This is a genomic window from Rhodopseudomonas sp. B29 (assembly GCF_000333455.1).
In the GTDB taxonomy this organism is placed as follows: Bacteria; Pseudomonadota; Alphaproteobacteria; order Rhizobiales; family Xanthobacteraceae; genus Rhodopseudomonas.
On record NZ_BADD01000564.1, the window covers coordinates 1 to 12,272 of the forward strand.

The window sequence follows — 12,272 nt, forward strand, 5'->3', positions numbered from 1 at the left end:
GATCCTCGTCGCCAGCTGTCTCAATCAACTGTCAATGCGGGCGAGACCCTCTCCAGCTTCATCGGCGTCGGCCCGCGAATCGGCATCGAAGGCGCGGTGCCGCTGGCTGCCGGCTGGGCCTTCGACTATCTGGCCGATGTCGCTGTGCTGTTCGGCAATCAGAAACAGGTGAACGTCGCGTCCATTGTTCAAACAATAACGCCGTTTCTTCCAAGCCAAGCCGGGAACAATTTCGGCCCCAACACGACCACGGCGCAGGACCTTTTTTCAACGGCGATCAGCGCCGATCTCCAGGTCGGAGTGTCGTATTGGGTGCAGCCCAACGTCAAGCTCTCCGCGAGCTACCGGATCGACGCTTTGACGATGTTCAACACCCGCCAGAACACCGCCAACTATCTACCCGATCGCTACACCCACGGCCCGCGCCTCGGCGTCGCCGCGACGTTCTAAAGCAGAGAAACCAGCACTGTCGTGTCGGCGATGCCGCGGATCAGTCGATCCCGGCGCGCTTGCCTGGGATCGGCTTCGGCGTCGCCGGGAGCGGCAGCGACACATCGCGGCCTGCTGGCGCAGCTTCCTGGGCCAGCAGGTCGGCATTGACCGGCGCGACTTTCATCTCGCCAAGGCGGGTGCGTAGCGAAGCGGTGAGGCCCGGGTAGTCGGCGACCGGGGTGAAATCCGGTGTCTGTTCGACGCCGAGCCTTACGCCCGTGAAGGCGACCAGTCCGTCGGCGGTCGCCACCACGTCGCCGGCGCGAAGCGTCGGATCCTGTGACAGGTCGACCGGCGCAAGGCCGGCGGGATCGCGGCCGTTGCAGGTGCAGTCCGGCTTCAGCGCCTTGCGATAGGCGAAAGCGTTGTCGCTGTCGGCGTAACGCTGACCGTTGGCGGCGGTCGCGTAGTCGATTGTGCTGCCGAAATACACTTTGGCGTTGCCGGCCGGGCAGAACGCCTGGCACATCTGGGCGGGCGTGGCACCGGCACGAACCTGCAGCGGGAAGTACTTGCCGTCACAGCTACGCACGCAGAACGCCGGACCGCCGCCACCAGAGGCGACCTGCCGCTGCGGTTGCGGCTGCTGAGCCGGCTGCTGGCCGAACGGATCGGCAAAGAAGCTGGCCTGCGCCGGCGCCGAACGGCGCTGCTGCTGCGGCTGCTGGCCAAACAGGAAATCGAACAGGCTCTGTGACGATGCCGCGCTCGGCAGTGCCAGCGGGCCGATCAGAGCGGCGAGCGCGAGGCCGCGCCACAGGCGTAATTTCGTTGAGACTCGACGCAACGCCCGCTCCACCCGACGCAACCAAAAGGCCCGCAGCTCTACGGCTGCGGCTGTCGCGACTTTAGTTCGGGATGGTAAACAAGCGGTTGCGGCAGCCTGGCGCGGCGCCTCAGCCCTTGAGGAATTCGCTGGCCTTGAACAGCGAGCGGAACGGCAGCCCGGCCCCGGCGAAGGCTTCGGTGGCTCCCTCTTCGCGGTCCACCATCGTCAGCACCAGCACGATCTCGGCGCCGGATTCCTTCACCGCCTCGACCGCCTTAATGGCCGAACCGCCGGTGGTGGTGACGTCCTCGACGATAACACAGCGCTTGCCGGCCAGGCTCTCGCCCTTCGCCAGGCCCTCGACCGACAGCCGCGCGCCGTGCTCCTTGGGCTTCTTGCGCACGAAGAATGCCGCGATCGGATGGTTCTTGAGCCACGACAGCTGCGCGATCGCGCCGGCCAGCGGCACTGCGCCCATCTCCAGCCCGCCGACATAATCGACCTTCTCGTCGCGCAGCGCCTCGTAGGTCAGCTCGGCCAGCAACGCCGCGCCTTCCGGATCGAGCATCGTCGGCTTCAGATTGAAATAGAAGTCGCTCTTGCGCCCCGACGCGAGCGTGATCTCGCCGCGGCCGAACGAGCGGGCGCGGATGATGTCGGCAAGACGGGCGCGGGACGCGGATTTGGACACGGCGGACTCTCTGGGCTCTTGGAAAGACGCCGCAATCTAGCCGCCGCAGCGAGCGGATGCCAGCGGTGTGGGGAGGGTATCAACGGAGCAAGCGCATATAACGCCCGTCGTGTTGGCCGCAGCAGCACCACCGGCACAGCGCGCTCCCTCTCCCGCTTGCGGGAGAGGGTTGGGGTGAGGGCGCCCCAAGCACTGAGTCAGCCACTCGCGGATAAGAGTGCCCTCACCCGGATCGCTTCGCGATCCGACCTCTCCCGCAGGCGGGAGAGGTGCGCAGTGCCCGCCGCGGATCAGCAACCCATAGCGATCAGCGCCACTAATGCGCCTCGTCCCAATTATCCGCCGCCCGCGCATCCACCTGCAGCGGGACGTTGAGCAGCACCGCCGGGAACGGTGCGTCCTGCATCACGCTGCGTACCACCGGCAGCGTCGCTTCGACCTCGGCTTCCGGCACTTCGAAGATCAGTTCGTCGTGGACCTGCAGCAGCATCTGCGCGCTGAGCTTCTTCTCGGCCAGCGCTTCCTCCATCCGCACCATGGCGCGGCGGATGATGTCGGCGGCGGAGCCTTGCAGCCGCGCGTTGATAGCAGCGCGTTCGTTGAAGGCGCGGATCGACGGGTTCGACGCCTTGATGTCCGGGTAGTGGCATTTGCGGCCGAACAGCGTCTCGACGTAGCCGTGCGTTCGGCAGAAGTCGCGGGTCTCGTCCATATAGGCGCGGATGCCCGGGAAGCGCTCGAAGTATCGCTTGATGTAGGCGCCGGCTTCTTCGCGCGGAATACTGAGCTGGTTGGCGAGGCCGAACGCCGAGATGCCGTAGATGATACCGAAATTGATCGCCTTGGCGCGGCGGCGAATCTCCGACGGCATGCCATCGACCGGCACGCCGAACATCTCCGACGCCGTCATCGCGTGAATGTCGATGCCGTCCTGAAACGCCTTGCGCAGCGCCGGCACGTCGGCGACTTCGGACAACAAGCGTAGTTCGATCTGCGAGTAGTCCGCCGACACCAGCTTGTGGCCCGGCGTCGCCACGAAGGCGCGGCGGATTTTCCGCCCGTCCTCGGTGCGCACCGGGATGTTCTGCAGATTCGGTTCGTTCGAAGACAGCCGCCCGGTGGTGGTGGCGGCTAGCGCGTAGGTGGTGTGGACGCGGTGGGTTTGCGGATGGACGTAATTCGGCAGCGCGTCGGTGTAGGTCGAGCGCAGTTTTGAAACCTGCCGCCACTCCAGGATCTTCTTCGGGAATTCGTGGCCTTGCTCAGCGAGTTCGTCGAGCACCTGCGCCGACGTCGACCACGCGCCGGTCTTGGTCTTGCTGCCGCCCGGCAGGCCCATCTTGCCGAACAGGATGTCGCCGAGCTGCTTGGGGCTGCCGATGTTGATGTCCTCACCGGCGAGTTCGCGAATCTCCGCCTCGATCCGCGCCGCGGTCTGGCTGAAGTCGTGCGACAGCCGCGACAGCACCTGGCGATCGATGGAAATGCCACGCCGCTCCATCCGCGCCAGCACGCCGACCAGCGGCCGCTCCAGCGTCTCGTACACCGCCGTCATCGAGCCGGCAACAAGGCGCGGCTTCAGCACGCGCCACAGCCGCAGTGACACGTCGGCGCGCTCGGCCGCATAAGCGGCGGCGCGCTCGATCGGCGCCTGATCGATGGTGATCTTGCCTTTGCCGCTGCCGGTGAGTTCGGACAGCGTATGCAACGTGTGACCAAGATTGCTTTCGCTCAGCGCATCGAGCGCATGGCTCCCGCGGCCGGCGTCGAGCGCGTAGGACATCAGCTGCGGATCATCGAGATTGCGCAACACGATGCCGTGCTGCGCCAGCAGCACCGCGGCGAATTTGAGATCGACACCGATCTTGGCGACGCTGGGTGATTCCAGAATGGGCCGCAGCGCCTCCAGCGCGGCGCGCGCACCGAGCTGATCGGGCGCGAGGCCGGCTGCGAACAGCCCGTCGCCATCGCCCGCCTGCTTGTGCGCCAGCGGCAGATAGCAGGCGTCGTTGGGTCCGAGCGCCAGCGCGACGCCGACCAGCTCGGCCTGCATCGGATCGATCGAACTGGCGATCACCGTCAGCGACACGAAGCCGGCATCATGGATGCGGGCGATCCAGCCGCCGAGTTCATCACCGGTCCGCACCACGCCATAGCGCGTGCGATCGACCGGAACACGACGCGCCTCGACAGCGCGCTGCTCCGCCAGCCCCTGCGGCGTCAACATCGCGCCGGGCTTTCCGTCGCGGCCGCGGCCGGCGTTCACCGGACCTTGCCCCGCCTGCGGCGCCCCCCCTCCCCCGCTTGCGGGGAAGGGTTGGGGTGAGGGCTCGAGCGACGAAAAGAGGTCACCGCTCGTGGCAGTGCCCCCACCCGTCGCGCTGCGCGCGCCGACCTCCCCCGCAAGCGGGAGAGGTGAAGACTTCAGCGCGGTCTCCGCCTCGACATCCGACGGATCGATCTGCGCGTAGTCGGCGACGCGCCGCGTCAGCGTGGTGAATTCCATCGCCTTGAGAAACGCCACCAGCTTGCGCGCGTCGGGTTCGTGCACCGCGAGCTCTTCCAGCGGCACGTCGAGCTTCACGTGGTCGTCGAGCAGCACCAGCTTGCGCGAGATCCGCGCCTTCTCGGCGTTCTCGATCAGCGCCTCGCGCCGCTTCGGCTGCTTGATCTCGGACGCGCGGGCGAGCAGCGTGTCGAGGTCGCCATATTCGTTGATGAGCTGCGCCGCGGTCTTGATGCCGATGCCCGGCACGCCAGGCACATTGTCGACGCTGTCGCCGGCCAGCGCCTGGACCTCCACCACTTTCTCGGGCGGCACGCCGAATTTCTCGATCACCTCGGGCACACCGATGCGGCGGTCCTTCATGGTGTCGTACATCACCACGCAGTCGGTCACGAGCTGCATCAGGTCCTTGTCGGACGACACGATCGTCGCCGTCGCACCGGCCTCGCAGGCCTGGCGCACGTAAGTGGCGATCAGATCGTCGGCCTCGAACCCGGATTGTTCCAGGCACGGCAGATCGAACGCCCGCACGGCTTCGCGGATAAGGGCGAATTGCGGAATCAGATCGTCCGGCGCCGGCGGCCGGTGCGCCTTGTAATCGGGATAGAGTTCGTTGCGGAACGTGACTTCCGACTTGTCGAAGATGATGGCGAGATGCGTCGGCCGGTTATCCGGCGGCATGTCGCGGAGCAGCTTCCACAGCATGTTGCAGAAGCCGAGCACGGCATTGACCTGCAGCCCGTCCGACTTGCGGCTCAGCGGCGGCAGCGCGTGATAGGCGCGGAAGATGTAGGACGAGCCGTCGACCAGGAAGACATGGTCGCCCTTGCCGGGCGCCTTGACGCCGGCGGGCGGCGTGGCGGTCACGGCTGAGGAAGCGGCTGGCGTCGCGGCGGCGGAGTTTTGGCTCTTGGGCATGACCGCAACTTAAGGCGTTCGGCGCGATTTGGCACCCTGCCGCGGCAGCGCCGGAGGCGAATTTTGCGGCGCCGGGGGAATACGGTTGCGCGAGGCGGTGTTCCATGCGCCGGTGGATGCAGCTGCGCAGCCGGAAGGGATCCCCACATGCCCACGCAACTCGACGACCTGATGGCGAAGCTGCGTGCGGTCGAGGCCGAGATCGAGGTCGAACTGGCCAAGCGCCGCGAGGCGCTGCGCTGGCATCTCGACAACCAGCGAATCGTGTTCGAGCAGGGTGTCGAGCGCCTGCACCGCGCCATCAAGACGACGCTGTCGCAATATATCCGCAACGCCAATCCGTGGATCGTCATCACCGCGCCGGTGATCTACGCGCTGATCGTGCCGTTCGTGATCCTCGATGTCAGCGTGATGGCGTATCAGGCGATCTGCTTTCCGATCTACAAGATCCCGAAAGTGCGCCGCCACGACTATCTGGTGTTCGACCGCCACCATCTCGCCTATCTGAACCTGCTCGAAAAGATCAACTGCGCCTACTGCTCCTACGGCAACGGCGTGATCGCCTTCGCGCGCGAAGTCGCGGCGCGGACCGAAGTGTACTGGTGCCCGATCAAACACGCCCGCCGCGTGCTCGGCCCGCATCCGCACTACCAGGGCTTCGCCGATTTCGGCGATGCCGAAGCCTATCGGGCGAAGATCGTGGGGATGCAGGACGGGGTGAAGATCGAGGGCGACTGAGATTGCAATTGGCGCTGCGTCACCCCGCCTTGACGCATTCGACCAGAAATTCCATCACCGAGCGGATCACGGCGGACCGTCGCAGATCGCGATGGACCACCAGCCAGACGTCGCGGCCGACCGTGGCCGGCGCGATCTGGCGGCGCTCGAGCCCGGCGCTGATATCTCCGACGAAGCGCGGCAACACGGCGACGCCGAGCCCGGTCTGCGCCGCGATCACCTGATTGCCGAGATTGCTGGTGCGCAGCGCGATCTCGTTGTCACCGGCCAGCGACATCAGCCATTTCTGCTGCGGCGTGTCGTTCATACTGCTGTCGTAGGCGATAAACGACCACGCATGCGCGGGCGTCGCCTTGAGATAATCGGGCGCTCCGTAAAGGCCGAAGCCGATGCTGGCGATCTTGCGCGCGACCAGGCCCGGCTCGGTCGGCCGGCTCAGGCGCAGCGCCAGATCGGCCTCGCGCCGCTGCAGCGACGCGCTGCGCTTTTCGCCGATGAGGGTGATCAGGATGCCCGGGTGCCGCCGCTTCAGTTCGATCAGACGCGGCGCGATCATCGCACTGCTGTAGGCCGGCGGCGCGCTGATCGAGACGGCGCCGCGGAGCCGCAGGCTCGACGCCTGCGCGGCGCGCTCCGCCGCGAAGGCGCTTTCCTCCATGCGCGCCGCAATGGCGGCGATGCGGCGTCCATCGTCGGTCAGTGCGTAGGCGCGGGCGCGTCGGTCGACCAGTTTCAGTCCGGTGGCCGCTTCCAGCGCGGCGACCCGGCGCGCCACCGTGGCATGGTCGACGCCGATCACCCGGGCCGCGGCCGACAGGCTGCCTTCGCGCGCCAAGGCCGCGAAATGCCGAAGATCTTCCCAGTCGAGCATGTGCATAATTCCCCATCGACTGCGCGATTATCGGGAATTTCGCACATGACGGCAGCGTCGCAAACTGCCGCCATCGCATGTCGGAGAACACAATGGTCGAAGTGATCCACCTGAAATCGCCGGGCGGGCCCGAGCAACTGCAAATCGCCGAGATCGATCTGGCGCCGCCTGGCCCGAACGAGGTGCGCGTCCGGCAGACCGCGATCGGCGTGAACTTCCTCGACATCTATCAGCGCGTGGGGCTCTACGCCCTGCCGCAGGGCATTCCGGGCGTCGAAGCCGTCGGAGTCATCACCGACGTCGGCTCCGACGTCGCGCCGTCGCGGATCGGAGAGCGCATCGTCTACGCCGGCGCCCCGGTCGGCGCCTATGCGGCGGAGCGCAATCTGCCGGCATGGCGCGCGCTGCCGTTGCCGGCAACGCTGACCGACGAGTCGGTCGTCTCGGTGTTTCTCAAGGGCGTCACCGCGCAGATGCTGTTGCATCGGGTCTATCCGGTCCGCGCCGGCGACGTCGTGCTGGTCCACAGCGCTGCCGGCGGCCTCGGACAATTGCTGACGCGCTGGGCGAACCATCTCGGTGCCACGGTGATCGGGACCGTCGGCTCCGACGCCAAGACCGAGACTGCACGGCGCGCCGGGGCGCACCACGTCATCGTCGGCCGCGACGCCGATTTCGCCGCGGCGATCAGCACTCTCACCTCCGGACGCGGCGTGGACTTCGCGATCGATGGCGTCGGCGGCACGACGCTCGCCAAGACCCTGGCCTGCGTGCGGCCGTTCGGCGTCGTGGCCAGCATCGGCCAATCCGCCGGCCCGATTCCGCCGATCGCCGTCGAGGACCTCGGCCCGCAGCGCAGCCTGATGCTCGGCCGTCCCAGCGTGATGGGCTACGTCAATCGGCTCGAGGACTATCAGACGGGCGCTGAGGCGGTGTTGTCGCTGATCGAGCAAGGCGTCCTTGCCGCAAACGCGCGGCCCTATGCCCTGCGCGACGCGGCGAAGGCCCACGCCGACCTCGAGGCCGGACGCAGCAGCGGTTCGTTGTATCTGGTGCCGTAAGGGGGGCAAGTGTAGCGAAGGAAGATGGCCTCGAAGGCAATGCCCTGCCGTCGCCCTTCGAGGGCCGCTACGCGGCCACCTCAGGGTGACGGCGCAAAACGCGGAGTGACTGCGCAACGAAAAACGGCCGGGAGTACCCGGCCATTTGAAGAGACCACCGCGAATAGGCCATCGCTTTCGTCATTCCGGGATGCGCGCTTGCGCGCAGGCCCGGAATCCATACTCCCGGCGGTGGTTATGGATTCCGGGCTCGCGCTTCGCGCGCCCCGGAATGACAATAGATAGGTCGCGTTACACGAACCCATGCTTTTTCTTGCTCTCCAGCTCCTGCGCCTTGAAGGCGCTGAAGCGGGGGAGGAACTTGTCCCAGTCGATGATGTGGGCGTCGATTTCGGGGCCGTCGATGCAGGCGTGCTTGCGGACCATCTTGCCGTCGATGGTCACCGGCACCATGCAGGCGCCGCACATGCCGGTGGCATCGACCATGATCGAGTTGAGGCTCGCCACGGTCTTGACGCCGTACGGCTTGGTCAGATCGCTCACCGCTTGCATCATCAGCGGCGGGCCGATCGCGATCACTTCGGCGATCTTGCGGCCCTTGCCCTCCTGATTGGCCTTCATCATCTCTTCCAGCGGCCCGGTGACGAAGCCCTTCACCCCGTAGGAGCCATCGTTCGTCGTGTAGATCAGCGACAGCTGGCTGCCGAACTCCTGCTTGAGTTTGCCGACGCGCTCGTCGTCGCCGGTCCAGAACAGGAACTCCTTGGCGCGGAAGCCGGAGATCAACGTGACGTGATTGCCGAGCCGCAGATGCTCGCGCATGATCGGATACACCGGCGGCAGGCCGACGCCGCCGGCGCAGAACACCACGGTCTGGTTGCCCTCATAGCGGTGCAGTTCGCTGGCGCGGCCGAGCGGGCCGGCGATGCCGGTGAAGGCGTCGCCGATCGCCATCCGGTTGATCTCGAGCGACGAGGTGCCCATGCCCTGCACGACGAGATCGATGGTGCCTTTCTCCACGTCCCAATCCGCCAGCGTCAGCGGGATCAGTTCGCCCTTCTCCCACGGCAGCACGCGGACGAACTGTCCGGCCTGCGCCGAGCGCGCCACCATCGGGGCCCGCACGGTGAACTCGACGATGCCGCCGGCGAGCGGCACCTTGTCGACGATGGTCTGCGCGATCTGGCCGAGTTCGGTGTACTTGGCGGCGCGTTCGACGCGGTCCTTGATCTCCGCCGGCGTGAACGGAATCTCGCCGACGATCTCGCGGGCCGCCGCCTGGCCGTCACCGGCCGCGCGGATCGCGGTGGAGCCGCCGCGCGCGGCGTCGCCGCCGGTGTAGACGTCCTTGATCGAGGTACGCTGCGAGCCCTCTTCGACCTCGATCGTGCCCCACTTATTCGTCTTCAGGCCGGGCTCGGCGTCCTTCATGATCGGGTTGGCGGTGTTGCCGAGCGCCATGATCACGAGGTCGACCGGCACCCGTTCGATCTGCCCGGTCGGCTTCGGGCTGCGGCGGCCGGACTTGTCCGGTTCGCCGAGTTCGTTGACGTCCAAGAGCGCGTGGGTGACGAAATGGGTGTGGTCGTCGCCGATGAATTCGCGCGGCGCGCGCAGCACTGCGAGATTGATGCCTTCCTCCAGCGCGTGATGCAGCTCCTCGACGCGGGCCGGCATCTCGCTCTTGGTGCGGCGATACACGATGGTGACGTTGCCGCCGAGCCGCTTGGCGGTGCGCGCCGCGTCCATCGCGGTGTTGCCGCCGCCGATGACGAAGACGTTCTTGTCCTTCACCTCAGGCAGCGGCGTCTCGTAGCGATCATCCAGACCGCGCATCAGGTTGACGCGGGTCAGGAACTCGTTGGCCGACATCACGCCGAGCAGATGCTCGCCCGGCACGTTCATGAAGGTCGGCAGACCGGCGCCGGTGCCGACGAAGATCTTCCAGAAGCCCTCGGCCTTGAGGTCTTCGAGCGTCGCGGTCTTGCCGACCACAAAATTCTTCACGAAGCGGCCGCCGAGCAGGATGATCTTCTCGACGACGTCGTCGATCAGCGTGTTGGGCAGGCGGAATTCCGGAATGCCGTAGCGCAGCACGCCGCCGAGGTCGTGGAACGCCTCGAAGATCGTGACCGGAAAGCCTTCGACCGCGAGCAAGTACGCGTTGATCAGGCCGGACGGGCCGGAGCCGACCACCGCGATCGGCGGCTTCACCGCCGCCGCCCACGGCGATATGCGGCCGGCGAAGCGCGCATTGGCGTTCGGATCGACCAGCTTCTGATGCTCGGGCAGGTACCATTCGAGCTGGCCGATCTCGATCGGCCGCTTGGTGTGGGTGCAGACGCCCTGGCACTGCAGTTCCTGCGGGCAGACGCGGCCGGTGACGTTCGGCAGCGGGTTGCAGCTCTCGATCAGTTCGAGTGCTTCGCGATGCTTGCCGTTGCCGAGCAGGTCCAGCATCTCGGGGATGTGGATCTTCACCGGGCAGCCGCCCTTGGGCTCCTTCTTGCCCTGGATCAGCACGCCGAGTTCGCACGGCTTGTCGTCGCACTGCTTGTCGCGCATCACTTCGAGCCAGACGAACAGCTCGCACTCGCGCAGCGAGTAGCCGATCGACTGGTAGCCAAGATAGCCCTGGTTGACGAGTCCGAAGTCGATCGCGCGCTCTTCCGCCGGGCGGATGTAGGGCGGGATGAACGCCTCGCCCGGCCAGCCTTCCGACAGGTTTTCGAACATCGGGTAGCGACCGCGCAGGTGCACGTCGATCGCCTTGATGAACTTGCGCTTGAACTTCAGCGGCAGCGCCCAGATGAAGCGCTGCAGGATGATGCTCATGTCATCGCCGCGGGCGAGCAGATTCCACAGCGTGGTGGTGAAGGCTTCACCGAGCTCGGGCTGCTGGAATTCCCAGACGATGGCCTGGGTGCCGTCGGCGATGAACATGTTGCGCAGCGACGCCGGGTCGTTGACCAGGCGCTTCTGCAGCAGCGCGAGCTGCTTCTGGAACACGCCGACCGCTTCGCTGGCCTGCAGTTCTTCCAGCTCGGTCTTGGAGCTTTCCAGCGCGCTGCGCGCCTGCTGGTAGCGCAGCACGTCGTTGGAGACGGAAACGCCGGTCATCGGATGATCTCCGCGTCGCAGTTCGCCGCCGCGCGGCTCAGCTTGGCCGACAGCTCGGGCGTCACCTTGAGCTTGCCGAACACGCCGGGGATGACGTGAGCGACGTCCTTGCTGGCGCCGCCGACGACGATCTTGGTGAGTTCGAACACTTCAGGCACGTCCTGGTAACAGCTCTTGCAGTTGGTGCACTTGTCCAGATCCGCATCGTCGATGTGGATCGGCTCGGCACCATTAGCCACCTTGGCGCCATTGCTCGGCGCCGCCGCGGCCGGAACCGGGGCGAAGCCGTTCATCAGCGCCGCGAAGCCATTTCCGGCAGGAGCGTTGGACGACGCTGCGAGTTCGCTCATGCCGCGCGCGATCTGGTCGAGCGACGACTCGCGCGCTTTCACCTGCTCCTCGTATTGGTGCTGCAGCGCGCTGAGTTCAGCGCTGTGCGCTTCGTCGAGGGCACGGACATCGAACCCGGCCAGCACCTGCAAGGTGCGCCAGTATTTGCGCCGCTCTTCCACCAGCGCCACCACGCTCTCGCCGACCGAGAGCTTGACCAGCTTCTTGTCGCCGTCGGTCGCGTAGATGAACGGCGTCTTGCCGGCGCGGGCGGCGGCGTCGAGCGCGACGTACTCATCGATCGGCACGCCGTCCGCATCCTTCTTCAACGGCTTGAACTGTTTGCGGAAGCGGACTTCGGTGTGGGCGAAGTCGGCCGGCGTCAGCTTGGTCTTGAGCAGCTGCGTCGCGCCGGCGTCGTCGATGTATTCGATCGACTTCGACGCAAAGTCCTGATCCGGCTCCGGATTGCCGTCGAGCGAGAACGCGCGCTCCAGCTTGCCGACCTTGCGCGGATCGTGGACGAACACCGGATTCATCCGGCTCTCGACCGCGAGGCGCGCCTGGCGGCTCGCCGCGGCGTCGCCGATGCCGTGCTCGGCCTGGCACGGCGTGTAGACGTCGAGCACCGCCGGCGACGAGGTGTGATTGAGGAACTCCATCACGTTCTTCAGGAAGTGGCCCTGCAGCGCGGTCGCGGTCTGCACCACGAACACGCTGGGATGGAACGAAGCGATCAGGCCCAGTTCCTTGCGGGATTCCTGCTTGCCGTGCTG

The 12,272-nt window shown here is 66.4% G+C and carries 8 protein-coding genes and 1 pseudogene; 3 read left to right on the forward strand and 6 right to left on the reverse strand.

What is annotated here, in order from left to right:
• A pseudogene (locus I5M_RS32850) lies at nt 1-450 on the forward strand (hypothetical protein); the annotation flags it as partial.
• Nucleotides 451-490: 40 nt separating this feature from the next.
• Here the strand turns inward: I5M_RS32850 and I5M_RS20030 are convergent.
• The 3 genes from I5M_RS20030 to polA form a co-directional block, all read right to left on the reverse strand.
• Nucleotides 491-1,279, reverse strand: a complete 789-nt coding sequence (locus tag I5M_RS20030) for a DUF2865 domain-containing protein (RefSeq protein ID WP_022723018.1) — start codon at nt 1,277-1,279, stop codon at nt 491-493.
• Nucleotides 1,280-1,388: 109 nt separating this feature from the next.
• Nucleotides 1,389-1,952 (reverse strand): orotate phosphoribosyltransferase, encoded by a 564-nt coding sequence (gene pyrE / locus I5M_RS20035; protein ID WP_022723019.1) that lies wholly within the window; start codon nt 1,950-1,952, stop codon nt 1,389-1,391.
• A 316-nt stretch (nt 1,953-2,268) separates the two neighbouring features.
• On the reverse strand, nt 2,269-5,376 hold the full coding sequence (gene polA / locus I5M_RS20040; RefSeq protein WP_022723020.1) for a DNA polymerase I: 3,108 nt from the start codon (nt 5,374-5,376) through the stop codon (nt 2,269-2,271).
• A gap of 147 nt (nt 5,377-5,523) precedes the next feature.
• Here polA and I5M_RS20045 point away from each other — a divergent pair, with 147 nt between their 5' ends.
• Entirely contained in the window at nt 5,524-6,114 is a 591-nt protein-coding gene (locus tag I5M_RS20045) for a hypothetical protein (RefSeq protein ID WP_022723021.1), read from the forward strand.
• 19 nt (nt 6,115-6,133) lie between these two features.
• Here I5M_RS20045 and I5M_RS20050 read toward each other — a convergent pair whose 3' ends face one another.
• Entirely contained in the window at nt 6,134-6,985 is an 852-nt protein-coding gene (locus tag I5M_RS20050) for a LysR family transcriptional regulator (RefSeq protein ID WP_031337149.1), read from the reverse strand.
• 92 nt (nt 6,986-7,077) lie between these two features.
• On the opposite strand from I5M_RS20050, the gene I5M_RS20055 reads away from it, so the two are divergent.
• Entirely contained in the window at nt 7,078-8,046 is a 969-nt protein-coding gene (locus I5M_RS20055; RefSeq protein ID WP_031337151.1) for a quinone oxidoreductase, read from the forward strand.
• 291 nt (nt 8,047-8,337) lie between these two features.
• On the opposite strand, the gene I5M_RS20060 is transcribed toward I5M_RS20055, so the two are convergent.
• The gene (locus I5M_RS20060; protein WP_022723024.1) at nt 8,338-11,166 is read right to left on the reverse strand and encodes a sulfide/dihydroorotate dehydrogenase-like FAD/NAD-binding protein; all 2,829 of its coding nucleotides are present in this window, start codon (nt 11,164-11,166) and stop codon (nt 8,338-8,340) included.
• The coding region (locus tag I5M_RS20065) for a ferredoxin (protein ID WP_031337153.1) at nt 11,163-12,272 on the reverse strand (1,110 nt) is incomplete at its 5' end. The genes I5M_RS20065 and I5M_RS20060, both read right to left, overlap by 4 nt.